This is a genomic window from Streptomyces prunicolor (assembly GCF_045162825.1).
Taxonomy (GTDB): domain Bacteria; phylum Actinomycetota; class Actinomycetes; order Streptomycetales; family Streptomycetaceae; genus Streptomyces; species Streptomyces prunicolor.
Genome location: NZ_CP108676.1, coordinates 3,224,181 through 3,249,367, shown reverse-complemented (window position 1 = coordinate 3,249,367; position 25,187 = coordinate 3,224,181). Strand labels below are relative to the sequence as shown.

Annotated in this window: 24 protein-coding genes, 1 other RNA gene and 1 pseudogene; 16 read left to right on the top strand and 10 right to left on the bottom strand. The window is 69.7% G+C overall.

Features of this window, described 5'->3' with window-relative positions; all coding sequences use genetic code 11:
• Positions 1-298 precede the first annotated feature (298 nt).
• From OG588_RS14470 to OG588_RS14460, 3 genes are read left to right on the top strand one after another with little or no spacing between them, the layout of a single operon-like run.
• Positions 299-1,198 (top strand): MaoC/PaaZ C-terminal domain-containing protein, encoded by a 900-nt coding sequence (locus OG588_RS14470; protein WP_405947636.1) that lies wholly within the window; start codon positions 299-301, stop codon positions 1,196-1,198.
• Positions 1,199-1,237: 39 nt separating this feature from the next.
• Positions 1,238-2,314, top strand: a complete 1,077-nt coding sequence (locus tag OG588_RS14465) for a Zn-dependent alcohol dehydrogenase (protein ID WP_366092301.1) — start codon at positions 1,238-1,240, stop codon at positions 2,312-2,314.
• Positions 2,315-2,370: 56 nt separating this feature from the next.
• Positions 2,371-3,321, top strand: a complete 951-nt coding sequence (locus OG588_RS14460; RefSeq protein WP_405947635.1) for a 3-oxoacyl-ACP reductase — start codon at positions 2,371-2,373, stop codon at positions 3,319-3,321.
• A gap of 72 nt (positions 3,322-3,393) precedes the next feature.
• Here the strand turns inward: OG588_RS14460 and OG588_RS14455 are convergent, their stop codons facing one another.
• Positions 3,394-3,561: a hypothetical protein gene (locus OG588_RS14455; RefSeq protein WP_020684291.1), complete on the bottom strand. Its 168-nt coding sequence runs from the start codon at positions 3,559-3,561 to the stop codon at positions 3,394-3,396.
• 125 nt (positions 3,562-3,686) lie between these two features.
• On the bottom strand, positions 3,687-5,042 hold the full coding sequence (locus OG588_RS14450) for a hypothetical protein (RefSeq protein WP_405947634.1): 1,356 nt from the start codon (positions 5,040-5,042) through the stop codon (positions 3,687-3,689).
• A 198-nt stretch (positions 5,043-5,240) separates the two neighbouring features.
• Between OG588_RS14450 and OG588_RS14445 the strand changes: the two genes are divergently transcribed.
• The 3 genes from OG588_RS14445 to OG588_RS14435 are packed head-to-tail and all read left to right on the top strand — an operon-like array spanning position 5,241 to position 8,332.
• Complete coding sequence (locus tag OG588_RS14445) at positions 5,241-6,140, top strand: Nif3-like dinuclear metal center hexameric protein (protein ID WP_366092297.1); 900 nt, start codon at positions 5,241-5,243, stop codon at positions 6,138-6,140.
• Positions 6,137-6,880, top strand: coding sequence for a zinc ribbon domain-containing protein (locus OG588_RS14440; RefSeq protein ID WP_078623235.1), 744 nt, complete (start codon positions 6,137-6,139; stop codon positions 6,878-6,880). The genes OG588_RS14445 and OG588_RS14440 overlap by 4 nt, the downstream gene beginning before the upstream one ends.
• A 12-nt stretch (positions 6,881-6,892) precedes the next feature.
• The gene (locus OG588_RS14435; RefSeq protein ID WP_405947633.1) at positions 6,893-8,332 is read left to right on the top strand and encodes a bifunctional RNase H/acid phosphatase; all 1,440 of its coding nucleotides are present in this window, start codon (positions 6,893-6,895) and stop codon (positions 8,330-8,332) included.
• Positions 8,333-8,345: 13 nt separating this feature from the next.
• Here OG588_RS14435 and OG588_RS14430 read toward each other — a convergent pair whose 3' ends face one another.
• The gene (locus OG588_RS14430) at positions 8,346-8,987 is read right to left on the bottom strand and encodes a bifunctional 4-hydroxy-2-oxoglutarate aldolase/2-dehydro-3-deoxy-phosphogluconate aldolase (RefSeq protein ID WP_405947632.1); all 642 of its coding nucleotides are present in this window, start codon (positions 8,985-8,987) and stop codon (positions 8,346-8,348) included.
• A 108-nt stretch (positions 8,988-9,095) separates the two neighbouring features.
• On the bottom strand, positions 9,096-9,878 hold the full coding sequence (gene yaaA, locus OG588_RS14425; protein WP_405947631.1) for a peroxide stress protein YaaA: 783 nt from the start codon (positions 9,876-9,878) through the stop codon (positions 9,096-9,098).
• Positions 9,879-9,997: 119 nt separating this feature from the next.
• On the opposite strand from yaaA, the gene OG588_RS14420 reads away from it, so the two are divergent.
• Complete coding sequence (locus tag OG588_RS14420) at positions 9,998-11,446, top strand: RNB domain-containing ribonuclease (RefSeq protein WP_405947630.1); 1,449 nt, start codon at positions 9,998-10,000, stop codon at positions 11,444-11,446.
• Here OG588_RS14420 and OG588_RS14415 read toward each other — a convergent pair.
• Positions 11,397-11,957 (bottom strand): hypothetical protein, encoded by a 561-nt coding sequence (locus OG588_RS14415; RefSeq protein WP_405947629.1) that lies wholly within the window; start codon positions 11,955-11,957, stop codon positions 11,397-11,399. The two genes, OG588_RS14420 and OG588_RS14415, sit on opposite strands and share 50 nt — an antisense overlap.
• A gap of 34 nt (positions 11,958-11,991) precedes the next feature.
• The gene (locus OG588_RS14410; protein WP_405947628.1) at positions 11,992-13,641 is read right to left on the bottom strand and encodes an FAD-dependent monooxygenase; all 1,650 of its coding nucleotides are present in this window, start codon (positions 13,639-13,641) and stop codon (positions 11,992-11,994) included.
• Positions 13,642-13,687: 46 nt separating this feature from the next.
• Here OG588_RS14410 and OG588_RS14405 point away from each other — a divergent pair, with 46 nt between their 5' ends.
• From OG588_RS14405 to OG588_RS14385, 5 genes and pseudogenes are all read left to right on the top strand, one after another.
• Positions 13,688-14,335: a TetR/AcrR family transcriptional regulator gene (locus OG588_RS14405; RefSeq protein ID WP_405947627.1), complete on the top strand. Its 648-nt coding sequence runs from the start codon at positions 13,688-13,690 to the stop codon at positions 14,333-14,335.
• Between the two features lie 49 nt (positions 14,336-14,384).
• Entirely contained in the window at positions 14,385-15,218 is an 834-nt protein-coding gene (locus OG588_RS14400) for an AraC family transcriptional regulator (RefSeq protein WP_398851370.1), read from the top strand.
• Positions 15,219-15,237: 19 nt separating this feature from the next.
• A pseudogene (locus tag OG588_RS14395) lies at positions 15,238-16,020 on the top strand (DMT family transporter); the annotation flags it as partial.
• A 124-nt stretch (positions 16,021-16,144) separates the two neighbouring features.
• Positions 16,145-16,556: RNase P RNA component class A (gene rnpB / locus OG588_RS14390), an RNA gene on the top strand.
• Positions 16,557-16,656: 100 nt separating this feature from the next.
• Entirely contained in the window at positions 16,657-16,971 is a 315-nt protein-coding gene (locus tag OG588_RS14385) for a DUF2637 domain-containing protein (RefSeq protein WP_405947626.1), read from the top strand.
• A gap of 8 nt (positions 16,972-16,979) precedes the next feature.
• Here the strand turns inward: OG588_RS14385 and OG588_RS14380 are convergent, their stop codons facing one another.
• Entirely contained in the window at positions 16,980-17,330 is a 351-nt protein-coding gene (locus OG588_RS14380) for a hypothetical protein (RefSeq protein WP_405947625.1), read from the bottom strand.
• A gap of 456 nt (positions 17,331-17,786) precedes the next feature.
• Positions 17,787-18,671 carry a ScbA/BarX family gamma-butyrolactone biosynthesis protein gene (locus tag OG588_RS14375; protein WP_405947624.1) on the bottom strand — a complete coding sequence of 295 codons (885 nt, stop codon included), beginning with the start codon at positions 18,669-18,671 and terminating at the stop codon, positions 17,787-17,789.
• Between the two features lie 160 nt (positions 18,672-18,831).
• Here OG588_RS14375 and OG588_RS14370 point away from each other — a divergent pair, with 160 nt between their 5' ends.
• Together OG588_RS14370 and OG588_RS14365 are read left to right on the top strand one after the other, a co-directional pair.
• The gene (locus OG588_RS14370; RefSeq protein ID WP_405947623.1) at positions 18,832-19,461 is read left to right on the top strand and encodes a ScbR family autoregulator-binding transcription factor; all 630 of its coding nucleotides are present in this window, start codon (positions 18,832-18,834) and stop codon (positions 19,459-19,461) included.
• Positions 19,462-19,466: 5 nt separating this feature from the next.
• Positions 19,467-20,414 (top strand): NAD-dependent epimerase/dehydratase family protein, encoded by a 948-nt coding sequence (locus OG588_RS14365; protein WP_405947622.1) that lies wholly within the window; start codon positions 19,467-19,469, stop codon positions 20,412-20,414.
• A gap of 26 nt (positions 20,415-20,440) precedes the next feature.
• Here the strand turns inward: OG588_RS14365 and OG588_RS14360 are convergent, their stop codons facing one another.
• Complete coding sequence (locus OG588_RS14360; protein WP_405947621.1) at positions 20,441-21,040, bottom strand: TetR family transcriptional regulator; 600 nt, start codon at positions 21,038-21,040, stop codon at positions 20,441-20,443.
• 350 nt (positions 21,041-21,390) lie between these two features.
• On the opposite strand from OG588_RS14360, the gene OG588_RS14355 reads away from it, so the two are divergent.
• Complete coding sequence (locus tag OG588_RS14355; RefSeq protein WP_405947620.1) at positions 21,391-22,467, top strand: IS701 family transposase; 1,077 nt, start codon at positions 21,391-21,393, stop codon at positions 22,465-22,467.
• A gap of 164 nt (positions 22,468-22,631) precedes the next feature.
• On the opposite strand, the gene OG588_RS14350 is transcribed toward OG588_RS14355, so the two are convergent.
• Entirely contained in the window at positions 22,632-23,453 is an 822-nt protein-coding gene (locus tag OG588_RS14350; RefSeq protein WP_405947619.1) for a thioesterase II family protein, read from the bottom strand.
• Between the two features lie 360 nt (positions 23,454-23,813).
• Between OG588_RS14350 and OG588_RS14345 the strand changes: the two genes are divergently transcribed.
• Positions 23,814-25,157 (top strand): lysine N(6)-hydroxylase/L-ornithine N(5)-oxygenase family protein, encoded by a 1,344-nt coding sequence (locus OG588_RS14345; RefSeq protein ID WP_405947618.1) that lies wholly within the window; start codon positions 23,814-23,816, stop codon positions 25,155-25,157.
• Positions 25,158-25,187: the final 30 nt, after the last annotated feature.

Below are 25,187 nucleotides of genomic sequence, written 5' to 3'. Positions count from 1 at the left end.
CGACGCTACGGATCCGTACCCCTCGCCCGGCAGATGCGCATGTACGGACTCGGGCAGGACAAATGTCACGGGTGCCGGAACGGACGCGGGTACGGATGCCGGAACAGATGCCGGTACGGGCGCCGGTACCGACACCCACCTGACGCACCGTCAGGAGCCTTCACAAGTGCGGGGCGCTCGGCTATACAGAAGGGCGCCGGACTGGAACGCGTTCTAGGTCGGCCCGTGACGACCTCGGTGCGGCCGACGGTGCGGACGGCCGCACCGAGGTCTTCGACCACCGGCGATCAGGAGCCCCATGCCCATCGACGCAGCCCAGGCCCTCGCGGCCGAACCCCGGACCGGCGAGATCTCCTGGACCACCAAGGACGTCCAGCTCTACCACCTCGGCCTCGGCGCGGGCACCCCCGCGACCGACCCCGACGAGCTGCGCTACACCTTGGAGTCCCGGCTGCACGTCCTGCCGAGTTTCGCCACCGTCGCGGGCAACGGCTCACCCGGCGTGATCAGCGGCCTGTCCATGCCCGGCATCGAGGTCGACCTCGCCCGCGTCCTGCACGGCGGCCAGTCCCTGCGCCTGCACCGCCCGATCCCGGCCGAGTCCACCGCGACCAGCACCGGCCACATCGCCGCCGTCTACGACAAGGGCAAGGCGGCCGTCCTCGTCATGCGCACCGAAGTCGCCGACGCCGACGGGCCGTTGTGGACGAACGACGCGCAGATCTTCGTACGGGGGGAAGGCGGCTGGGGCGGCGACCGCGGCCCCTCCACCCGCCTCGAACCACCAACAGGCGCCCCCGACAAGGTGGTTGAACGCGGGATCCGCGAGGACCAGGCCCTCCTCTACCGCCTCTCCGGCGACTGGAACCCCCTGCACGCCGACCCCGAGTTCGCCAAGCTCGCCGGGTTCGACCGGCCCATCCTGCACGGGCTGTGCACCTACGGCATGACGCTGAAGGCGGTCGTCGACACGTTGCTCGACGGCGATGTGAGCCGGGTGCGCGCCTACGACACACGGTTCGCCGGAGTGGTGTTCCCCGGCGAGACGCTGCGCATCCGCATGTGGCGGCAGGGTGATGCCGGAGCCGGAGCCGGAGCCGGAGCCGGAGCCGGAGCCGGCGTGGTGCGGGTCGCGGTGAGCGCCGTGGAACGGGACGACGCACCCGTCCTCGCCGACACGATCGTCGAACACGCCTGATCCAGGCCAGAGTTGACCCGAGTTGAGGGGAGCCGCACCATGCTCGCAGCCGTACTGCACGAGATAGGCCAGGACAAACTGGAGGTCCTCGACGACGTCGAGGCGACGGGCTTCGGGCCCGGCCGGGTCAGGATCCGGGTGCGCGCCACGGGGCTGTGCCACTCGGACCTGTCCGCGATGGCGGGCGTACTGCCACAGCCCGCACCCTTCGTCCCCGGACACGAGGGCGCGGGCGAGATCCTCGAAGTCGGCGAGGGCGTAACCCACTTGAAGCCGGGTGACCGGGTCGTCGTCTGCTGGCTGCCGGCCTGCGGGGTGTGTCCCGCCTGCAAGCGCGGCCAGACCCAGCTGTGCCTGGCCGGGTTCATGAACGCGGGCACCCCCAACTTCAAGCGCCCCAGCGGCGATGTGTTCGGCTTCGCGGGCACTGGCACCTTCGCCGAGGAGGTCGTCGTCGACGCGGGCTGCGCCGTGCCGATCCCCGACGACGTGCCCTTCGACATCGCCGCCCTCATCGGCTGCGGCGTCACCACCGGACTCGGCGCCGCCCTCAACACCGCCGACGTGGAAGCCGGTTCGTCGGTCGCCGTGATCGGCTGCGGGGGCGTCGGCATCTCCGCGATCCAGGGTGCACGGCTCAAGGGTGCCGCCGAGATCGTCGCCGTCGACCCGGTCGCCTCCCGCCGCGAGGCCGCGCTCAAGTTCGGTGCCACGAGGGCGATTTCGCCGGACGAGCTGCCCGATGCCAAGCAACAGGTCACCGGCGGCGAGGGGTTCGACTACGTCTTCGAGGTCGTCGGCCGTTCCGCCACCGCCCGCACCGCCTACGAGAACACCCGCCGCGGCGGCACCCTCGTCGTCGTCGGCGCGGGCGCCCTCGACGACTATCTCCAACTCAGCATGTTCGAGCTGTTCTTCGACGAGAAGCGCATCCTGCCCTCGATGTACGGCGGGGGAGACGTGCTGCGTTCTTACGAGCGCACGATCGCCCTGTGGCGGGCGGGCCGCGTAGACCTGGAGAGCCTGATCACCCACCGGGTGCCGCTGGCCGACATCAACGAGGCCCTCGACCAGATGCGCCAGGGGACGGCCCTGCGCACGTGCATCGAGATCTGAGGGATCTGGGGGATCCGAGCCGATCTGCGGGCGTCTCTTCCACCGAAAGGACCTTGATGACGCTGCCACTTGAAGGACTCGCCGCGATCGTCACCGGCGCCGGACGCGGCCTCGGCCGGGCGGAGGCGCTGGAACTCGGCCGGCTCGGCGCGGCCGTCGTCGTCAACGACTACGGGCAGCCGGGCCGGGACGGTTCGGGGGAGGCGTCCGCCGGTCCCGCCGAAGAGGTCGCCGCCGAGATCCGCGCGGCGGGCGGACGCGCCACCGCTCACACCGGGGACGTGGCCGACTTCCAACAGGCCGCCGAACTGGTCGAGGTGGCGATCGCCGAGTTCGGCGGGCTCGACATCCTCGTCAACAACGCGGGCATCCTGCGCGACCGCATGGTCTTCTCCATGACGGAGGGCGAGTGGGACGCGGTGATCCGGGTCCACCTCAAGGGCCACTTCAACACGACCCACTTCGCGGCCCGGCACTGGCGCGAGCGCTCCAAGGCGACCGGCGCACCGGTGTACGGCCGGATCGTGAACACCTCGTCCGAGGCCTACCTCGCGGGTTCGGCCGGACAGCCCAACTACGCTGCCGCGAAAGGCGGAATCGTCGGCCTGACCACCTCCACGGCCCTCGCTCTCGCCAAGTACGGCGTCACCGCGAACGCCATCTGCCCACGCGCCCGCACCCGGATGACCGAGGACGTCTTCGCCGGTTTCCAGGAGCCCGAAGACGGCCTCGACCCCCTCGCCCCCGAGCATGTCGCCCCGCTCGTCGGCTACTTGGCCTCACCCGCCGCCGAACGCGTCAACGGACAGCTGCTCGTCGTCCACGGCGGAATGGTCGCGATCGTCGAACGCCCGCACGTCCAGGCTAAGTTCGACAGCAAGCAGGACGTCTTCAGCTACGACGAGCTGGACGCCGTACTCACTCCGCACTACGCGGAGCGACCGCCGGGGGAGACCTTCGCGGCGGCGGAGGTGCTGGGACTCAAGCGGGAACCCGGCACGGGATGACAAACGGCCCCGCCCGTCCGGAGACGAGCGGGGCCGTGTCGTGCGAGTTGGTGCAAGGCGCCTGACGTGTCGTCAGACAGCCGCGTACTTCGACTGCGTGGACTGCTCGGACGGCTTGCGGTGCCGGCCGTGGGCGGCGGCGTCGCCGTCCTGCGCCGAGACCGGGCCCCGGTGCTTGCCGTGACCGGAGGCCTCGTGTGTGTCGGCAGACATGGTCTGCGCGGTGTTCGTGTCGTTCATCGGAAACTTCACCCCGTAGCAACATGATCCTTCATACAGCCCGACGATCTTATCCAGCCGTGCCCGGGGTGAAGCGAGACGGCCTGCCGTCCGGGACGAGTTCGTTACCGAGCCGCACCACTTTGTTACCCGACGGCCACCCGGCCGTTGAGTGGAGCTTCCCGCAAGGGCACCGGACGCGGCGCGACCGGCACCGGAGGATCCGGTTCCGAGGGCGGTGACGGCACCGGCGCGGCCTCCCCAGGCGCGCCCACCGTCCCACCCCGAACCGGATCCCCCGGGCGTGTTTCCCCCGTACCCCCCGTACCCCCCGTACCCCCGGAACCCCCCGTTCCCCCCGCAGCCACAGGGGCCCCCACCCCCGGGCTCCCCGCGTCCCCCGTTCCCCCCGCCCCCCTGGGCACCGCGAACCGCGCCACACCGCACGGCACTTCCCGTGTGGCGTACGGCAGTTGCAGCACCCCGCTCTCGGTCCACAGCCCGGCACCCGCCAACCACCCCTCCGGCGCCGGGAGTTGGAGCAACTGCCGCTCCGCGGGCCGCCATACGGCGAACCAGGTGCCGGCCGGGCCGTCGACGCGCAGCGCCACCCCGCAGTTCTCCGGCATCAGCACCTGCCCCGGCTGGATCGCGAACGGCGTCACCGTGCAGTCCGGCAGCCGCAGGCACTCCGGGAACCGCACCGGCAGCGTGGAGCCGATCACTCCCCAGCCCAGCCGCTGCTCCCGCCCCGGCGACGGCGCGTCCGAGCTGATGAGGAGCAGCCCGCTGTCGGGATCGGCGGCCAGCAGCCGGTCGTCGCTGTCCGCGGCGATCTGCAGCAGCGGCGACACCTCCCCGTCCCGCTCCAGGTCCACCACGATCGCCTTGGTCCGCCCGCCGACCTCCCGGTCCAGGGCCAGCATCCGCCCCGCCCGGTCCAGCCAGACCCCGCCCGAGCACCGCCCCGGGACCATCGCGAGATGCTCAGGACCGAACGCCCCGCCCGCCACCAGCCACACGGCGGTCGAACGCCGGCCCACGGCGAGGGCGTACGCCTTCTCGCCCCCCGGTGCGGGCGGCAGCAGCCGCAGCCGGGTGTCCGGGTCCGGGCACTCGACCGCGCCGAGCGGCAGCTCACCGGTGCCCGGGCCGGTCGGGTAGAGCAGCGAGAACGCGTGCCGCCCGTCGACCAGCCGCCGGATGAGCACCCGCCCGTCGCTCATCGGCTGCACCTCGGTGCCGGGCTCCTCGGGCTGGTTGCCGGGCAGCGGCACGGCGTACGGCTCGGGGCCGTCCAGCGTCCACCGCTCCGGGAACAGACAGTCGCCGGCCGGCGCGAGACGGGCGGCGTACGCCCCGTCCGCGGTGATCGCACACACGGTGCCACCGTTCCGCGGGACCCCGCAGTCGTCCCAGCGCTCGTCCCCGCACTCGTCTCCGCGGTCGTCCCTGTCCTCGTCCTCGTCCGCCGCCGTGGGCTCGATCGCACAGGCCGTCATGGTTCGATCACCTCCGGCGACGAAACTAGTTTTCGCACGTACGGACGTGGGACCGATGAGCAGCCGCTTCACCAATAAGGGTGGCCAAGTAACGATTCGCCTGAGGAAACCGGGGCGGGTGTGCTGAACGGGGTCGTAGGCCCGCATACGGCTGCTTCAGCGGTTCAGCCGCTCAGCCCGGCCAGGTAGCCTTTCCCCGTGCCCCGTCAGTCCGTACCCCGCCTGTCCGAAGTCATCGCCGCGCTGGAGAACCTGTGGCCCGCCGAGCGGGCCGAGTCCTGGGACGCGGTCGGCACCGTCGTGGGCGACCCGGACCAGGACGTCACGCGCGTGCTGTTCGCCGTCGACCCGGTGCAGGACATCGTCGACGAGGCCGTGAAGCTGGGCGCCGACCTGCTGGTCACCCACCACCCCCTCTACCTGCGCGGTACGACCACGGTCGCGGCCTCCACCTTCAAGGGCCGCGTGGTGCACACCCTGATCAAGCACGACATCGCGCTGCACGTCGCCCACACCAATGCCGACCGCGCCGACCCGGGAGTCTCCGACGCCCTCGCGGGCGCGCTGGACCTCAGGGTCGTAGGACCGCTCGTACCGGACCCGACCGATCCGGAGGGCCGCAGGGGCCTGGGCCGGATCTGCGAGCTGGACCACCCCCTGACCGTCCGCGAGCTCGCGGCCCGCGCCGCCGAGCGCCTGCCCGCCACGGCGCAGGGCATCCGCGTCGCGGGCGACCCCGAGGCCCTGGTCCACCGGGTCGCGGTGAGCGGCGGCTCCGGCGACGGCCTCTTCGACGACGTACGAGCGGCAGGCGTGGACGCGTTCCTGACAGCGGACCTCCGCCACCACCCGGTCTCCGAGGCTCGCGCCCAAAACTCTCAGAACCCCCAAAATTCTCAAAACCCTCTCGCGCTGCTCGACGCGGCGCACTGGGCCACCGAGTGGCCCTGGTGCGAGCTGGCCGCAGCCCAGCTCGACGAGATCTCCGACCGCGAGGGATGGGACCTCAGGGTCCACGTCTCCAAGACGGTCACCGACCCCTGGACCGCCCACGCGGCGTCCACCACCACACCAGACTCAATGGGAGCCCCCAACTGAACGCCGCGCCCGCCGACCAGATCCGACTTCTCGACGTCCAGGCCCTCGACGTACGCCTGTCGCAGCTCGCGCACAAGCGCAACTCCCTGCCCGAGCACGCCGAGATCGACTCGCTGACCAAGGACCTCACCCAGCTGCGCGACCTGCTCGTGGCCGTGCAGACCGAGGAGAGCGACTGCGCCCGCGAGCAGACCAAGGCCGAGCAGGACGTGGACCAGGTGCGCCAGCGCGCCACCCGCGACCAGCAGCGCCTCGACTCCGGCGCCGTCACCTCGCCCAAGGACCTGGAGAACCTCCAGCGCGAGATCGTCTCCCTCGCCAAGCGCCAGGGCGACCTGGAGGACATCGTCCTGGAGGTCATGGAGCGCCGTGAGTCCGCGCAGGAGCGCACCGCCGAACTGACCGAGCGGGTCGGTTCCGTGCAGGGCAGGATCGACGACGCGACCGCCCGCCGCGACGCCGCCTACGAGACCCTCGACGCCGACGAGGCCACGGCCGAGAAGGAGCGCGAGGTCGTCTCGGCCACCATCCCCGCGGACCTCCTCAAGCTCTACGACAAGCTCCGCCAGCAGCAGGGCGGCATCGGCGCGGCCAAGCTGTACCAGCGCACCTGCCAGGGCTGCCGCCAGGAGCTCGCCATCACCGACTTCAACGAGGTCCGCGCGGCGGCCCCCGACACGGTCGTCCGCTGCGAGAACTGCCGCCGCATCCTGGTACGTACGTCCGACTCCGGCCTGTAAGGAGCTTGCGCCGTGCGGGAGTTCATCGTCGAGGCGGACGGCGGTTCCCGGGGAAACCCGGGTCCCGCGGGCTACGGCAGCGTCGTCATCGACGCGACGACGGGAGAGACGCTGGCGGAGGCGGCCGAGTACATCGGCGTCGCCACGAACAACGTCGCCGAGTACCGGGGCTTGTTGGCGGGCCTCCGCACGGCCCACGCCCTGGACCCCTCGGCCTCCGTCCACGTCCGCATGGACTCCAAGCTGGTCGTGGAACAGATGTCGGGCCGCTGGAAGATCAAACACCCCGACATGAAGCCCCTGGCGGCAGAGGCGGCCACCGTCTTCCCGCCGGACCAGGTGACGTACGAGTGGATCCCCAGAGCCCAGAACAAACACGCGGACCGCTTGGCCAACGAGGCGATGGACGCGGGGAAGCGGGGCGAGCAGTGGTCGGCGTCAGAGTCGACGGCGGAACTTCGCAGCACAGGCTCAGCTGAGGCTTTTCAGGGCCGCGGACGCGCCCAGCTTTCCAGCACGGGCTCAGGCGATGCCCTTAAGGGGCGCGGGACACATGCGGGACTTTCCAGCGCAGGCTCGGCTGAGGCTTTTCAGGACGGCGGACGCGCCCAGCTTTCCAGCACGGGCTCAGGCGATGCCCTTAAGGGGCGCGGGACACATGCGGGGCCTTTCAGTGCGGGCTCAGGCGAGACACCTAAGGGGCGCGGGGAACTGCGCGACCAGCCCCCACTCACCCGCACTCTGAAGACAACCGACAAAACCACAGCCGACACCCGCGCAGCCCGCAACGTAGCGACCCCCACCCCAGGTTGGGCCCCCGCAGACATGGGCGCCCCCGCAACCTTCGTCCTCCTACGCCACGGCGAAACCCCCCTCACCCCCCAAAAGCGTTTCTCAGGCAGCGGCGGCACCAACCCCGCCCTCTCGAACGTCGGCCGCGACCAGGCGGAGCGAGCCGCAACCGCGTTGGCAACCCGAGGCACGATCCAGCACATCATCGCCTCCCCCCTCACCCGCACGAGAGAAACCGCCGCAGCCGTAGCGAACCGCCTCGGCCTGGACGTGACGATCGAAGAGGGCCTGCGAGAAACGGACTTCGGCGCCTGGGAGGGTCTCACCTTCGGCGAGGTACGCGAGCGTTACCCCGAAGACCTGACCACCTGGTTGGCCGACCCCACCGCCCAACCCACCGGCGGCGGCGAGAGTTTCGCGGACACGGCAACCCGCATCGCCGCCACCCGGGACAAGCTGACCGCGGCCTACGCGGGCCGCACCGTCCTCCTCGTCACCCACGTCACCCCGATCAAGACGTTCGTCCAACTCGCCCTGGGCGCCCCACCGGAGTCCTTGTTCCGCATGGAACTCTCGGCGGCCTCGATCTCCGCCGTGGCGTACTACGCGGACGGCAACGCGAGCGTACGACTCTTCAACGACACGTCCCACCTACGCTAACGACACGTCCCACCTACGCTGAGCGCAGCCCCGCCGCCTCCCGGGCCAGCACCTCGACCCGCCCCCAGTCACGCGCGGCCACCGCATCCGCCGGAATCATCCAACTCCCGCCCACACAGGCCACGTTGGGCAACGCCAGGTATTCCGGCGCGGAGTTGACCCCTATCCCCCCGGTAGGACAGAACCGCGCCTGTGGCAACGGCCCCGCCAGCGCCCTGAGATACGCCGTGCCGCCCGAGGCCTGAGCCGGGAAGAACTTCATCTCCCGCACCCCGCGCTCCAACAGCGCGACCACCTCCGACGTGGTCGACACCCCCGGCAGGAACGGCACCCCGGACCCCTGCATGGCCTCCAGCAGCAACTCGGTCCACCCGGGACTGACCAGGAACCGCGCCCCGGCCGCCACGCACTCCTTCACCTGCCCCGGAGTCAGCACGGTCCCGGCCCCGACCACGGCCCCCGGCACCTCACCCGCGATGGCCCGCAAGGCGTCAAGTGCGACCGGAGTCCGCAAGGTCACCTCGATCGCCGGCAACCCACCCGCCACCAGCGCCCGCGCGAGCGGCACCGCGTCGGCGACGTCCTCGATGACGACGACGGGCAGTACGGGAGCAAGATCGAGCAGGCCGGAGGAAGGCCACGGCGAGGAAGGCATGCTCTCATCCTGCCGAGCCGATGCAGTGTGCGCAAAGCCCATTGCGCACACTGCAACGCGTGCACTCGAAAACCCTCAGTGTCCCTCGAAAGTGTCCCTCGAAAACCCTTAGTGGATCTCGTCCACCAGCACATCCAGTGCCCAGGCCCGCCCCGCCTGCGAGGGCGCCTCCGCCTCCACCTCGTACCCCAGGTCCCGCAACGCCTCCACCAGCTCACCCGGCGTCCCCGGCACCCCCGCCGAGGTCAACAGGCTTCGCACGATCCGCCCCTTGGTCGCCTTGTTGAAGTGGCTGACGACCTTCCGCGTCGGCGCATGCAGCACCCGTACGGTCGCCGTCCGCCCCGCGACCTCCCCCTTCGGCTTCCACGCCCCCGCATACGCCGACGACCGCAGATCCAGCACCAGCCCGTCCCCGGCGACCTCCGGCAGCACAGCCGCCATCGGGGTCCGCCAGTGCGCACCCAGCGCGCCGAGCCCGGGCAGCCGTACCCCCATCGAGCAGCGGTACGACGGAATCCGGTCCGTCACCCGCACCGCGCCCCACAACCCGGAGAACACGAGCAGCGAGCGCGCGGCCCGCTTCTTCGCGGCGGGTTCGAGCGAGGCCAGGTCGAGGGCGTCGTAGAGAACCCCCGTATAGATCTCCCCGGCGGGCCGCGCACCCGCCGTCCGCAGGTCGACGTTCTTCGCGATCTCGCCGCGCAGGCCCTCGCTCAGCCCGAGCACCTCGCGTGCCTTGTCCTCGTCGGCCGCGCACAGGTCGACGAGTTCGTCGAGTACGGCCGCGCGGGCGTCGGCGAGTCCCGGCAGTGAGAGCGATTCCGGCTTGAGGGGGGCACCGCGGCCGGAGGAGGCCTTGCCTTCGGAGGGCGGCAGCAGGACGAGCACGGCGGGTTTCTCCTTAGGGGACTTCTGGAGGGAACTTCGGGGCGGAACTTCTGGCTTATGTGGGGGGCCTGCGCCAGCGTAAAGGGTGCGGGCCTGCGGATTGTGCCTACGCTCGTGTCATGCCCAGCCGCCGTATCCGGGTGACCGGCACCCCCGAAGCCCCGCTCCGCGCCGCCCTCGCCGCACTCCGTACCGAACTCGGCGTACCCGAGACCTTCCCGCCGGAGGTGCTCGCGGAGGCGGAACGCGCGGCGAAGTCCCCGGTGCCGCCCGCCGAGGACGCGACCGACATCCCCTTCTTCACCATCGACCCGCCCACGTCCATGGACCTCGACCAGGCGATGCACCTGTCCCGTAGGGGGGCCAGGGGGACCGGGGGGACCGGTTTCCGGGTCCGGTACGCCATCGCCGACGTCGCCGCCTTCGTGGTCCCCGGCGGCGCGCTGGACGCGGAGGCCCACCGCCGCGTGACCACCCTCTACTTCCCCGACGAGAAGACCCCGCTGCACCCGCCCCTGCTGAGCGAGGGCGCCGCGAGCCTGCTGCCGGACGTGACCCGGCCGGCGGTGCTGTGGACCATCGACCTGGACGCGGACGGGCGTACGGTCGCCGTCGACGTCCGCCGCGCCCTCGTCCGCAGCCGGGCCAAACTCGACTACGCGACCGCGCAGCGGCAGATCGACGCGGGCACCGCCGAGGAGCCGCTCGCCCTGCTGAAGGACATCGGTGAGGCACGCGAACGCCAGGAGGTCGAGCGCGGCGGCATCTCCCTCAACGTGCCCGAGCAGGAGATCGTCGAGCGCGACCACACCTACCAACTCGCCTACCGCGCCCCGCTCCCCGCCGACGGCTGGAACGCCCAGATCTCCCTCCTCACCGGCATGGCCGCGGCCGACCTGATGCTCACGCACGGCACCGGCGTCCTGCGCACCCTGCCCACGGCCCCGGACGGCGCGGTCGGCCGCCTGCACCGCACCGCGCACGCGCTCCACATCGACTGGCCGCACCACATGCCGTACGCGCAGCTCATCCGCTCCCTCGACCCGCACCTCCCGCACCACGCGGCCTTCCTCCAGGAGTGCACGACCCTGCTGCGCGGCGCCGGCTACACGGTCTTCCGTGACGGCAACCTTCCCGCCATCACGACCCACGCGGCGGTGGCCGCCCCCTACGCCCACTGCACGGCACCCCTGCGACGCCTGGTCGACCGCTACGCCTCCGAGCTCTGCCTCGCCCCCGGCAACCCACCCGCCTGGGTCCTGGCCGGTCTCGACGCCCTCCCCAAACAGATGGCCGACGGCACCCGGCTCGCGGGCACCGTCGAGCGCGAGTGCGTCGACATCGTCGAGGCGGCCCTGCTGAAGGACCGCGTGGGCGACCTCTTCGACGGCTGTGTGGTGGACGTCGACGAACGCCAACCCACCGTGGGGAAGGTGCAGTTGGACAGCCCGGCCGTCGTCGCCCGCCTCGAAGGCGGCACGACTCCGCTGCCGTTGGGGGAACGGCTGCGCGTCCGCCTCACCCAGGCGGACCCGGGGACGTCGAAGGTACGCTTCGCCCCCGCCTGACCACCCGCAGCTGGGCCTGAAGGGTCGCTACGACGAGTTCGGCGTCGTCGGCGTGGAAGTGGACGGCGTGCACCTCTCGTTGTCGGCCGAGGAGCGTGAAGTGGGTTACCGGCTCGGCGAGTTGGAGGGTTATGGAGGTGCGGAAGCCGACGGGGAGGTCGAGTTCGCCGTCGGACCGGCGCCGGGCCACCCGCAACTCCCGCTCGGCGGCGGCGATATGACCCAGCGGGACGATCACGTCGGCGCGGGCGGCCCGCCGGAGCCGTAGCGCAAGGGTGTCCGTGTCCAGCAGGTGCGGGCGGGCGACCGAGGACGCGTGCAGGGCGGCGACGGACGCGACCGCGAACAGGCCCAGGACCGGCACCACTTGGTCGAGCGGTGGCCAGTCCCGCAGCAGCACCGACATGGTGAGCGTCTCCAGCACGCAGGCGAGCGCCGACCCGGCCACCAGGGCCCGTCGCCCCCGCGCATACCCGAACACCCGCCCGCCGCACGCCCAGTTGGTCCTCATGGGGATCAGTACAGATGCTGACGCGGCGGCAGGGTCAAGCGCCAAGCGGCGCGCCGAACCACAGTCGCAGTGCCTCCGTCGGGTCGTCCTCGGTGCCGTCCGTGTCGGCCGCCCATGCCGTGATCCCGTCGGGGCGCACCAACAGCCCGGCCAGTTCCGGGTGTTGGGGGCAGGTGGTGGTCAGGACGTCCACCAGACCCTCGTAACCGGCCGCGCGCGCCCGGAGTTTGGGATCGTCGGCGAGGTCGAGGAGGAGGGCGTGGCCGGTGTGGAGGTGGTCGGCGAGGTGGGTGCCGTCGGCGAGTTCGAGGTCGGGGGCGCTGCGGCCGGTCAGTGGGTGGTCGCCGGGGAGGTCGTAGCGCTGCCAGACACCGGAGATCCGCTTGACGAAATACGTGGTGCCGTCGACCGTCCCGGTGAGGTCGGTGACCACCTCGCGCAGGGCACGGGAGTGCGGCTCGGGGCGCATCACCGCGATCTGGGCGCGCGTCCAGTCCAGCACCCAGGCGCCGATCGGATGCCGTTCCGCCGTGTAGGTGTCCAGGAGTTCCACCGGCGCCCGGCCGTTCACCACGAGGGCGAGCTTCCAGCCGAGGTTCATCGCGTCCCCGGCACCGAGGTTGAGGCCCTGCCCGCCGAACGGCGAGTGCACATGCGCCGCGTCGCCCGCGAGCAGCACCCGGCCCGAGCGATAGGTCTCCGCCTGGCGGCAGTTGTCGGTGAACCGGGTCGAGGAGTGGACCTTGTGCACGGTGACGTCGACGCCGGTCACCCGGCGCACACTGGCCTGCAACTCCTCGGCGGTGACGGCGGATTCACGGTCGGCAGGCGGCCCGTCGAACTCGACGGTGAGGATCCGTCCCGGCAGCGGACCGAACGCGTACGTCCCCACGTCGGTGGTGTTCCAGCCGCCCCGCAGCGGCTCGGTGCCGGTCATGTCGGCGAGCGCCTGGTAACCGGTGATCTCCGGCGGGGTGCCCGGGAACTCAAACCCGGCGAGCTTGCGCACGAGGCTGCGCCCGCCGTCGCAGCCGACCAGCCAACCGGCGCGGACGGTCCCCGGCGCGGAGCCGTCCGTAGGGGTCAGGCGGACCGTCACGCCCTCCTCGTCGGTGTCGAAGCCGGTCAACTCGACCTGCCTGCGCACCTCGACGCCGAGTCCGTCGGCGTGCCGGCCGAGCAGCCGCTCCAGCGGGGCCTGCGGGACGAGTCCGACGCGCTCGACCGGGCCGAGCTCCGCGAAGGCGGGGTCCGAGTCGTCGAGCAGATCGGCCCGCAGCATGATCCCGGAGAAGTGCCCGGCGAACCGCGGCGGCGGAACGGGATCGGCATCGCCGTCGCCGTGAGCGCCACCGCCCTGCGTCCGCATGAACTCCTTGAAGCGGCTCATCGCCTCCTCGTGCACCTCGGCCAGCGCGGGCAGCAGTCCTCGGCGGTAGAGGGCGACGGCGGTGGTCGAGTTGATGCCGCCCGCCTTGATCGTCTCGTTCACCTCGGCCAGCCGCTCCACGACCAGCACGCGTGCTCCGCCGAGTTGCAGTTCGGCCGCCAGCAGCAGCCCCACGGGACCGGCTCCGGCGACCACGACGTCGTAGTGCGCGTCAGAGGTCGACTCAGAGGTCGACTCAGAGGTCGACTCAGAGGTCGTGTCGGTGTTCGTGTCGGTGTTCGTGTCAGTGTCCATGGCTTGAGTGTAGTCACTAAAAAATTATGTTCGCTACACTATTCCCATGAGTGAGAGCACGAGTGGCAGTGACGGCGCGGTCGAGCTGTCCCTGAGGGAGCGCAAGAAGCGGGCGACCCGGCAGCGGATCTCGAACGTCGCCACGGGCCTGTTCAAGGCGCGGGGCTTCGACCAGGTGTCGGTGGCGGAGGTCGCGCGCGCCGCCGAGGTGTCGACGATGACCGTCTTCAACTACTTCCCGCGCAAGGAGGACCTGTTCCTCGACCGCATCCCGGAGGCGGTCGAGGTGCTCAGCGGGGCGGTACGCCATCGTGCCCCGGGCGAGACCCCGCTCGCCGCGCTGCGCCGCCTCTCGCTCGAACTCCGCGACCAGCACCACCCGTTGGCCGGTCCCAACGACGCCTTCCCGGACTTCTGGCAGGTCGTGATCGACTCGCCGGCCCTGCGCGCCCGGGCCCGCGAAGGCCTGGAGGAGATCGAGGACGCGCTGTCCGACGCCCTTGCCGAGACCGCCCCGGACATCCCCGACCCCGCCCTGGCCGCGGCCCTGATCGTCGCCGCGTACCGATCGGTGTACGGCACCACCGCGCGCCGCCTGCTCGCGGGCGAACGCGGGGAAGGGCCGGCCGAGGACCACCACGTACGGATGGCCGCGGCCTTCGACACACTGGAACGGGCGCTCACCCCGGCATGACACGCGGCCCCGGCGCGTTGCACCCTGTGGAGGAGAGGGGGTGCGGCCGGTGAGCGCACGTGAGCAGGCACTGTGGACGAGGGCGAGACTGGGCCGCTGCGGCCCGCCGCTCGACCTGCTGACCGCCCGTTTCGACCGGCACGTCTTCGCCCCGCACGAGCACGCCGAGTTCTCGATCGGCGTCTGCGTCGGCGGCTCCGAGGTCATCGACTACCGCGGCGGACGCCTCCGTCTCGGCCCGGGCTCCATCGTCGTCCTCGCGCCCGACGAAATGCACACGGGCGGCCCCGGCACCACCACCGAGGGCTACGCCTACCGCGCCCTCTACGCCGATCCGGCCCTCCTCACCGACGGCATCCTCGGCGCCGCCCTCCCGCACTTCCGCGAACCCCTCCTCGACGACGCCGAACTCGCCGTGGCCCTGCGCACGGCGCACACCCAACTCAGCGTCTGCCCGGACCCGTTGGAGGTGGAGTCCCGCCTCCCATGGCTCCTCACGGCCCTGGCCCGCCGCCACTCCACATCGAGCCCGGCACCGGACGAGATCCCGGGCGCGGCCTGGGTGGCGCACGCGGTACGGGACCGCCTGGCCGACGAACTGCTGACCCCACCGTCACTGTCCTCCTTGGCGGCGGACTTCGGCCTGTCCCGCTACCAACTGCTCCGCGCCTTCCGTACGACGATGGGGATACCGCCGTACGCCTGGCTCGCCCAGTACCGGGTGACCCGGGCGCGCGGTCTGCTGGAGGCGGGCGGGCGGCCCGCCGAGGTGGCGGTACAGGTGGGGTTCGCGGACCAGGCGCATCTGACGCGGTGGTTCCGGCGGGTGCTGGGGGTGACACCGGCGGCGTACCGCAACAGCGTTCAAGACCGCGGGCGCTGACCGGTCCGACACTCGCCGTATGACTGCACGCGGCTGGTTCCTGTTCTCCCTGATGGGAGTGGTGTGGGGCATCCCCTACCTGATGATCAAGGTGGCGGTGGACGCCCCGCTGTCCCCGTCCATGGTCGTCTTCACACGCTGCGCCCTCGGCGCCGTACTCCTGCTGCCCTTCGCGCTACGACAAGGCGGCCTCGCCGGCACACTCCGGACGCACTGGCGCCCGATGCTGGCCTTCGCGTGCATCGAGATCATCGTCCCGTGGTTCACGCTGACGGACGCGGAACGGCACCTGTCCAGCTCTACGGCGGGTCTGCTGATCGCGGGCGTCCCGATAGTCGGCGTGCTGATGGCGCGCTTCTTCGGCGAGACGGAGCGATTGGGCGCCCGGCGGGTGGCCGGCCTGACGCTGGGCCTGGCCGGGGTCACGGTCCTCACGGTCCCGCATCTGACGGGCGGCGACGCGCGCTCGCTGGCGGAGGTGCTGCTGACGGTGCTCGGCTATGCGACGGCGCCGCTGATAGCGGCCCGCTACCTGAAGGACGTGCCGACACTCCAACTGACCGCCCCGTGCCTGGCGTTGGCGGCGATCGTCTACGCCCCCGCAGCGGCGCTGACCTGGCCGTCCTCGGTTCCGTCCCCCCAGGTCCTGACCTCCCTCGCCGGTCTGGGGGTGATCTGCACGGCGGTGGCGTTCGTGGCCTTCCTGGAGCTGATCAAGGAGGTCGGCCCGACCCGTTCGACGGTGATCACGTACGTCAACCCGGCGGTGGCGGTGGCGGCGGGCGCGCTGTTCCTGGGGGAGAGCCTGACGGTGGGCATCGTGGTGGCGTTCACGCTGATCCTGGCGGGGTCGGTGCTGGCGACGGCGGGGTCGGGCGCCGGTCCGCGGGGCGGCGCCCGCCCGGTAGCATGGTCGACACGGCAGACGAGCCGGGCGGACGGCCGCGTGGAGTGCCCCTAGGGGGACTTCCCGAGGAACGTCCGGGCTCCACAGGGCAGGGTGATGGCTAACGGCCACCCGGGGTGACCCGCGGGACAGTGCCACAGAAAACAGACCGCCGGAGATCTCGATCTTCGGTAAGGGTGAAACGGTGGTGTAAGAGACCACCAGCGCCTGAGGCGACTCAGGCGGCTAGGTAAACCCCACCCGGAGCAAGGTCAAAAGGAGCGCCGCCGTGAAAAGCGCGCTCTGCGCGGACGTTCGAGGGCTGCCCGCCCGAGTCCGCGGGTAGACCGCACGAGGCCGGTGGCAACACCGGTCCTAGATGGATGGCCGTCGCCGGGGGGATCGTGAGGTCCTCCCGGACACAGAACCCGGCGTACAGCCCGGCTCGTCTGTCGGCAGGGCTCTGACCTGGCCTTATGGGCTGGTCAGAGCCCTTTGTCGTGTCTGGGGCTTCCCGCTTCTACCTGCGAGTTCCCCGGAGTTCCTGCGGAAGTGTGCACGCGTTGGTGTGCGCTCGTGGTGGCCGGGGTCGCGGCCAGTGCCTCGTACGTTCATCATCGGGAGTTCGCGCTGCAGGGCGGGGCCGATCCGGTCAGTGCTTCGTTGTGGGCGCTGTCCGTGGACGGGCTCCTGCTCGTGGCCATGGCCGGGCTGCTGAGGTCCATGGCGCCCCGCACGCGCCGGGCGCGGTGTGGGCGGCTTTCGTGTTGGGGATCGCGGTGTCGTTGGCGGCGAATGTGGCGGCGGCTCCTGCGTTGGAGTGGAAGCCCATGTTGGTGGCGGGGTGGCCGCCAGTCTGTGGCGTGAGGTATCGGTCAGACGAACGTCTGATTCATGAGCGGCCGGTAGGGAACATCTCCGCCTTCTGCGGCGGTGACCATCACCCCCAGCAGCAGAATGGGCGTGTCGACCACGACGCGCCGCTTGCGCCCGTTGATCAGTTCGCCGCCGTTGAAGCCGTGGCTGTCGGAGCCGACGGCAGTATCCGCTTTGACGGACAGCGAGTCGATCACCCCTGCCGTCGGCTCCGTATCACGCCCCTCCCTCTCGCGGATTCTTGCGCGCAGCCGATCGTGGACCTCCTTGACCAGGGAGTGGTCGCGCCAGCGGCGGATGAACGCATAGACCCGGTCCCACGGCATCAAGTGGCGGGCATCGCCGGCCACTTGATGCCGTTGTCGACGAGGTAGCGGATCGCGTCCAGCATCGCCCCGTGTCAGTACGTCTCCGGCTGCCCACCCCGGCCGCGCAACCGGCCGGGCACCGGCAGCAGCGGCCGGATCACGGTCCACTTCGCGTCCGTCATGTCCGAGGGATATCGCCGAACACGTTCCGGGTGAGCGGCCGCGTTTCCCAACCGGTGAGGGACGCAACCACACGTCGGTGCAACCGAATTGAACTCACCGGCGCGAGCACGTACAACTGCGCCAGCAGGGTCTCCTGGATCTCGGTCGGTTTCGCAACCCCGAGCTACCAAGAGGCCCTGCCTTCATGCTCGCAGCCGACGGCAACCACCCGATCGAGACTCCCGTTCGACGCACCCCTCAAGATCGGAACGACAACTATTTCTCGTCCGGTTGCCTGGGCATCGTGTGAGTGCCGCGAAGGCTCCGCCGTGTGCTCTACAGCGGCAGGATGTTGGCCAACCCGGTGAAGGCGGTGGCGTCGTTCTGATGCGCCTCGACGGACACGGTCGTGCTGGCCTGGTCCGTGGCCACGTCGGCAGAGCTGCGCAGCAGACACGGGGCGTCGAACTCGACGTACTGGTTGAAGGCGATGTCCATCCCCGTGACGATCGACGGCGTGATGTCGGCGGCGGCGTGCGCGCACTGACGCACCGCTTCGAGGATGAGCATGCCTGGGGCGTGGTCGAGGGGGTGGTCGAACAAGATCGGGTGCGTGGTGTCGATGAGCAGCTGCCATGTACCGGCCTCGTCGGTCTGGCCGAGGACGACGTCGCGGGTGCGGGAGCGACCGGTCCGTGCGGGTGAGGCGGCCTCATGTGCGAGGGTGGCGGTCGCGGTCTTCATCAACGCGGTCGCGTCGTGACGTCCGCCTCGAAGGCGCTGGTAGACGTTGGGGGAGTGGCAGCCGAAGCGTGTCTCGGACATGGCGATGAGCTGCTGGTCGCGGAAGACCTCGATGTGCATCGACATGCGGACGGGCACGGAGCGCTGGTACTTGATGTCGCTGCAGCGGACGCGGATCTCGATGTCGGCCGGCCGCTGCCGTATCTCCAGTCCCTGGGGATTGGCCGAGTAGTGGAAGCGGCTCCAGCTGAGGGCGTGCCCCATGGGCACGCCGTATGCGGTGTGTGCCAGCAGCGGGAAGGTCTGTCGGATCGTCTCGCACAGGAGCATCGGGTCGTAGATGCCCGTGTCGTCGGCGTAGAAGCTGTGGAAGCGGGGCCACTGCGCCGTGACACGGAAGGTGTCAGGGTCTGTCTGCTCCCACCCCGTGAGGAAGACCTCTGCAACCGCCGACCGGTGGACGTACTCTCTGGCCACGGTCGTGGTGAGAGTCGGTCCAGGCTGTTTTGAACGCGCGGCTGTAGCCAACATGTTCACTTGTACCCCCTGTGAAGGCGGACGCCCAGGATGATTGGGCGGTCGCTGAGGTTGTAAAATAACGGGTGTTCGTTTTCTGTGTCGAGAGAGTGGTGAACCTGTGACGTCAAGAATTCGTCAAGAACGTGCCGTCAGGACGCGCGAAACCATCCTGCAGGCGGCGGCGGAGGTCTTCGACGAGGTCGGATACTCCAAGGCCAGCATCCGCTTGATCATGGAGCGTGCGCAGGTCACCCAGGGGGGCATGTACTTTCACTTCAAGTCCAAGCAGGGCATCGCCGAAGCCGTCATCGTCAGTCAGCAGCAGTTCGTCCACCTTCCGGAAGGACCCGACGGCCTGCAGCGCCTCATCAACATCAGCTTCCACCTCGCGCGCGAGCTTCAGACCAACGCAAGGTTCCGCGCCAGCGTCCGACTGGCCGTGGAACAGGAGGAGTTCGGCGGCCGCGACGCCACCGCCTACCTGGAGTGGGCCGAGCAGTTCCATCGCCAGCTGGTCGCCGCCCGGGCACAGAAGGAGCTGCGGTTCGGTGTGGATGAGAGGGAGTTCGCCACCGTGCTGATGGCCTCTTACTCGGGGGTCCAGATCTTCTCCAACATCTCCACCGGCCGGGCGGACCTGGTCGAACGTGTCGCCTCGCTGTGGCGCTACTTCCTGCCGGCACTCGCGCATGAGGAAGTCATCGACCGCCTGCGCATTGCTCCGCCCCTTGACGAAGCGACGGTCTGACCTCCGTGCGCATTGTGATCACCGGCGCCACGGGTTTCATCGGCTCCGCGGTACTGAGGCACCTCACGGCGGCTCGCGACACGGGTCTGCACCATGGGGGAGTGCACCTCACGGTGTTGGGAAGGTCCCCTTCCTCGCAGGTCGGAGCGTCAGCTGACGTGTGGCGCACCGCAGACCTGGCCGTGCCGGACTCCCTCGCCTTCACCTGCCGGCACGCTGACGTCCTCCTGCATCTGGGCGGGACGCTGAGCCGGGATCCCGAGGTGTGCCACATCGTCAACGTCGCAGGGACCGCCGCCCTGATGCGTGAGGCTCGAAGAGCCGGAACGCGACGGATCATTCATCTCTCCACGGCAGCCGTCTACGGGCCGGGCCCCCACCGCGGCCTGGAGGTCAACGAGACCACTCCGGATCCGGTCTCGCCGGCCAGTATTTCCCGCCTGGCCGCCGAGCGGTACGCGCTGGCCGCCGGTGGCACCGTACTGCGCCCCGGGCTCGTCCTGGGGGAGGGCGACCGCTGGGTCGTACCTGCCCTGGCCGAGCTGCTCGACCGCGTGCCCGCCCTGTGGGACGGCGGCCGGGCGCAGCACTCCGCCATCGACGTGCACAGCCTGGCCGGACTCATCGCGACCCTGGCACTGCGGGACGAGCTGGTGCCCCCGGGTATCTTCCATGCCAGCCACCCTCAGCCGGTGACGACCGAGCAACTTCTCGGCTCCCTGGCCGACTTGGGGGTGCTCAAGCGAGTCGGCGAACCATGGGGATGGGAGCGCTGCCTGCAGGCGTTCCGCGCCTCACCCGGATCCATCAGCGAGCGGCAGTTCCACCTCCTCGCCCAGGACCATTGGTACATCAGCGAAGCCATCTGGAAGAGCGCGGCCCTGAATCCCGGAGCCGCCCCCCACCTCCGGTTGGCCGGCGCACGCGGCTGGTACCAAGACCTCACGCGCTAGCGCGCCCCGAACGGGCCAGGGCCGCGTCAGCTGGTGGCGGTGACATCGTGACCGTCCAGCCGCACACCCCTGAGCGCCAGTTCGCACACTCGCTCCAGCCGCCGACTGTGGTGCGGCAGGGGCGGCGAGGTACGCCAGCGCGCCTCCGCGCCACGTGCCAGGTATTCGGCGAGATCCACCACGTCCCCCGCCGACACATCGGCTCCCAGCAGACCGAGGGCGTAGGCCTGCCCAACAGGTGAGGCGACGGCCGGCAGCCAGACTTCGGTGAGCAGGTCCGTGGTGGTCCGCTCATGAGCCAATCGCAAAGCCGCCCGCACCATGACGTCGTTTTCGAGGAGTTCGGCGAACGCCACGGTCAGCTGCACGACTGCCTTCAGCGCCGCCGCAGCCGTGCCCGTGGACTCCAGGACGGTCCTCGCTCGCGTCTTGCCCTCGTGTTCCACCGCGTCGGCCAGGTCCGCCTTGCTCGCGAAGTGAAACGTGATGGCACCCACCGACATCTGGGCCGTTTCGCAAACCTGCGCCAGGGACGTGGAGTTGTAGCCGGCGTCGTCAAAGTGTTGCGCTGCTGCCGCGATAAGACTCGCTCGCGTACGCGCTGATCGCTCCTGCTGCCTGGCCATGCTGTCTCCGGTGTCGATTCGTGACGGATGGGGCCGCCAAGGGCTGTCTGGCGGCGGGGCGTCCCGCCTTCACTCCCGCTGCACGTCGCGAGGACTGCAGTGTGTGGCGCCTGTTCAGCGCGAGGCAACCGAAAGTTGCCGAAGCTGAATTCGTTTGCTGGTCGACGGCGCTGTCACCTGCGCTCTGCATGCGCTATGCCGGGTAGTACCGGAATCTAGCGAAAGTGACCTAATTGTGAGTCGACTTGGCGAAGTTGAGTATGGCGAGAGTGCGATGCTGTAAAGAAAAGGGTCGCCCGTTATTCTTCTGATGGGCCAGCGCGGGGCTGGTGCGGACAAGGGGGAGATTCGTGTACGAGCTCACGCCACAGCGCCAGCAGCAGCTTCGTGCCTTCATTGCGGAACTGTTCGTCGAGCTACCGCGGGCAGACCAGCGGCGCTGGGCCGGCGCCTACCTGGAAGGGCTCCTGACGACACCCGGCAAGAAGACGCTGCGGCGCATGGCGGACATCCTTGGAGCCTCCCCCACCGCGTCACAGAGCCTGCACCAGTTCGTCAACGCCAGCCCGTGGCAGTGGGAGCCGGTCCGCGACCGCCTTGCACACTGGATGAGCAAGCACGCTGCCCCCGACAGCCTCGTGCTCGACATGGCCTACATCCCCAAGAGGGGCAGCCAGTCCTGCGGAGTACACACCCGCTACATTCCGGGCCAGGGTGTCGGATCGTGCCAGCTCGGTATCGCCGCCATGTTGGCAGGCAGAGACCATATCGCCCCTGTCGACTGGGCCCTGCACCTGCCCGGCCGGTGGCTCGATGACCCGGCGGCCCGCTCACGCACCCGCATTCCTGACTGCCTCACGTCCAAGACCACGGGCCGGCAGGCACTCGACCTCGTCGACGCACAGGACCACGGCCTCACCGCGGCGCTACCGGTAGTGGGCAACTTCAGCTGCGCGGAGGAGATCACCTCTCTGGTCATGGGACTGACCATGCGCAGTCGCGAGTTCGTCCTCGCCGTGCCCGCAACCACGCTGGTGCAGACAGAGCGCGGCAACACCGCCCCCGCGGGTCAACTGTGGGGACAGGACCGCTCGGCCGACCGGCCGACACCGCCGGCCATGGCAACCGCCACGGTCCGCCTCCCGCTGCCCCAGATGATCAGCCCGGAATACCAGCTAATGACCGTCAGGCCTAGCAGCGGGAGTCGCACCGCTCAACTCTGGCTGAGCAACGTGCGCGACAGGCGGCGCATGTACCAGCTGGCCGGCCGCCTGGACGACTCCGCACGTCTCCTCGGCCACCTCGCAGGCCAGGTCGGCCTGGCCGACTTCGAAGGCAGGTCGTACCACGGCTGGCATCACTACGTGACCCTCGTCTCCGCCGCCTACGCCTGGAGCCAGACGAGCCACATGTACGAGCCTGCCTAGCGGTACGCCCCAGCTGTTGCCCGCCCCCGACGTCGACGTGAGTCGCACCGGCCTCGTCCAGGTGCCGCCCCTGGATGTCGGGCGAGACCAACCGGACCGCTCAGAACCGTGGAGTGGACCACTTGGGCTGCCGTCAGGAGGACGCGCAGAGTTCGGCGACAGCCCTACAACCCCTGGGCGCCACTGGCGGCCGGCGCTGCCGAACCTGCCGGGAACGGCACCCTCTTGGGACCCGGCCGGCTCGCGCGAAGTCGCGAGCCTATGTCCCGGGTCAGTTCGGCCTGCTGCTCCACGAGGTAGAAGTGATCGCCCGGGAAGACCTTGAGCTCGAAGCTCGTGGAGGCGGCATCGGCCCAGCCGCTCATCGTCGCCGGATCAACATCCGGGTCGCAGTCCCCCAGGTAGGCGGCGACAGGAAACGGGAGAGGCACGCTGGCTCGCGGCGGGTAGCCGGCCACCACCTTGAAGTCGGCGAAGATCGCAGGAAGGATCAGATCCGCGAGCTCAGGGTCCTCCAGAAGCATCGCGTCCGTTCCACCCAGTCGACGCACCTCATCCAGAACGGCGTCGGCATCGTCAGGGTCCGGGAACGCGCGGTCCGCCAGATGGGGCGGGGTGCGCCCGGACACCATGAGGGCAGTCAACGCCACGCCGTGCTCCTGGAGCAGGCGCAGTGCTACCTCGTACGCGAGTGATGCCCCCATGCTGTGGCCGAAGATGGCCAACGGAGTGTCCGTGAACCTGAGCACCGCGGAGGTCAGGGCATCGGCGAGGTCGTCCATCGAGGTCATGAGTGGATCGTTGAGCCGCTCATGACGGCCCGGATAGCGAGCCACCAGAACCTCGATGTCGTCATCGAAGGCCGAGCGCCACTCGTGGAAGAACGCTGCCGACCCCCCGGCGTGCGGCAGACACAGAAGCCGAAGTCTCGGCGTGCGCGAACTCGGATGACGCTTCACCCATTCACTGGCGCTGGGATTATGCATGAGTGTGTGCCCTTCGCTGCCCTGTTGACCGGACCATAACTGGCCGACAGTAGCGGCCATTTCGGAATCTACCCAGAAATAACCAGGACGGACAGGGGCTTCGTCGTCCTGTCGCCAGGACAAGCCCGTTTTCCACGCGCACCCTTGCAAACCTTGACGTGGCATCTCTAGCTTGACTTAAGGCGTGCTGCGGCTGAAAGGCTAATTCACTTGGGAAGCCGCTTTGGGCTTTTGAGTTCGCGTTGACCAGCGGTGCGGGCGCGAGTTGGCAGCATCCCTGACTTGATACGCCATCGAGTCAACGAACCTGACCGGACTGATGTGTGGCGTTCTCACGTCCTCGAATCGGGAGAAGTTTCCATGGATGCAGTTTCGGCGGAAGTCTACGACGTGGTTGGCATCGGATTCGGTCCGTCCAACCTGTCCCTCGCTGTGGCTCTCGAGGAGCTGGGACAGGTGAGATCCGAACAGCCGATATCCGCTGTTTTCTTCGAGCGGCAGGAGTCCTTCGGCTGGCACCGCAACATGCTGCTTCCGTCGACGACGATGCAGATCTCGTTCCTCAAGGACCTGGCGACTTTCCGTAACCCCACCTCGAAGTACAGCTTCGTCTCCTACCTGCACAGCGCGGGCCGCCTCGCGCGCTTCGTGAATAACCAGGACTTCTTCCCGACACGCAAGGAGTTCCACCAGTACCTGGAGTGGGTGGCGTCCAACTTCCGCGACCAGGTCAACTTCGCCCACGAGGTCGTCTCCGTTCGCCCCGCAGCCGGCGCCACCGGCCCGATGGACCACCTGGAAGTCGAGGTCCGCAGGCTGTCCGACCGCTCCGTGCGCGTGGTGCGCACGCGAAACGTCGTCGTCTCCACCGGCCTCGCCGCCCGCATGCCCGACGGCATCGCCCGCGGTGAACGGGTCTGGCACAGCTCCGAGTTCCTGACGAGGTTCGCCACTGCGGATCAGGCGAGCCTCAAGTCGGTCGCCGTGGTCGGGGCCGGCCAGAGCGCCGCGGAGATCACGCGCTTCTTCCACGACTCCCTGCCGCACGCCCAGGTCTACGCCGTCATCCCCTCGTACGGCTACGCGCTGGCCGACGACACCCCCTTCGCCAACCAGGTCTTCGACCCGACGGCCGTGGACGACTACTACTTCGGTACCGACACCACCCGGCAGGCCTTCTGGGACTACCACAAGAACACCAACTACTCCGTGGTGGACGACGACGTCATCAGGGACCTGTACCGCCGCACCTACGAGGAAGACGTGCACGGAACGTCGAGGCTTCGCTTCCTCAACCTGACCCGGGTCAGCGCCGTGGAACCCGCGGGCGCCCGCACCCGGGTCTCCCTGACGCACGGAGACATCAAGGAACTCGATGTCGACGCCTGCGTCTTCGCCACGGGCTACCACGCCATGGACCCCGCCGGCCTTCTCGGCGACTTCGACGAGCAGTTCCTACGCGACGCACGAGGCGCCCACCAGGTGGCGCGCGACTACCGACTCGTCGCAGCCACCCCGAACACCCCCGGACGTGTGTACCTCCAGGGCGGCACCGAGCACACCCACGGACTGACCTCGTCATTGCTGTCGAACCTGGCCGTGCGCAGCGGCGAAATAGCTGACTCCATCCTCGGGTTCCGCCTCATCGAAGAGGAGCTCGAACTGCCCGCGGCCGAACCGGAGACTGTCGGCAACCTCGGCTGACCGCGAAACGAGAACGGGCGGGTCCGGGCA

Excerpts from the sequence above, each read along its gene's own strand:
- OG588_RS14360 (WP_405947621.1), bottom strand. The coding sequence starts at position 21,040 with ATGGCCAGGCAGCAGGAGCGATCAGCGCGTACGCGAGCGAGTCTTATC.
- OG588_RS14345 (WP_405947618.1), top strand. The coding sequence starts at position 23,814 with ATGGATGCAGTTTCGGCGGAAGTCTACGACGTGGTTGGCATCGGATTC.
- OG588_RS14405 (WP_405947627.1), top strand. The coding sequence starts at position 13,688 with ATGAGTGAGAGCACGAGTGGCAGTGACGGCGCGGTCGAGCTGTCCCTG.
- OG588_RS14460 (WP_405947635.1), top strand. The coding sequence starts at position 2,371 with ATGACGCTGCCACTTGAAGGACTCGCCGCGATCGTCACCGGCGCCGGA.
- OG588_RS14415 (WP_405947629.1), bottom strand. The coding sequence starts at position 11,957 with ATGAGGACCAACTGGGCGTGCGGCGGGCGGGTGTTCGGGTATGCGCGG.
- OG588_RS14450 (WP_405947634.1), bottom strand. The coding sequence starts at position 5,042 with ATGACGGCCTGTGCGATCGAGCCCACGGCGGCGGACGAGGACGAGGAC.
- OG588_RS14455 (WP_020684291.1), bottom strand. The coding sequence starts at position 3,561 with ATGAACGACACGAACACCGCGCAGACCATGTCTGCCGACACACACGAG.
- OG588_RS14420 (WP_405947630.1), top strand. The coding sequence starts at position 9,998 with ATGCCCAGCCGCCGTATCCGGGTGACCGGCACCCCCGAAGCCCCGCTC.
- OG588_RS14350 (WP_405947619.1), bottom strand. The coding sequence starts at position 23,453 with ATGCATAATCCCAGCGCCAGTGAATGGGTGAAGCGTCATCCGAGTTCG.
- OG588_RS14465 (WP_366092301.1), top strand. The coding sequence starts at position 1,238 with ATGCTCGCAGCCGTACTGCACGAGATAGGCCAGGACAAACTGGAGGTC.
- OG588_RS14410 (WP_405947628.1), bottom strand. The coding sequence starts at position 13,641 with ATGGACACTGACACGAACACCGACACGAACACCGACACGACCTCTGAG.
- OG588_RS14430 (WP_405947632.1), bottom strand. The coding sequence starts at position 8,987 with ATGCCTTCCTCGCCGTGGCCTTCCTCCGGCCTGCTCGATCTTGCTCCC.
- OG588_RS14470 (WP_405947636.1), top strand. The coding sequence starts at position 299 with ATGCCCATCGACGCAGCCCAGGCCCTCGCGGCCGAACCCCGGACCGGC.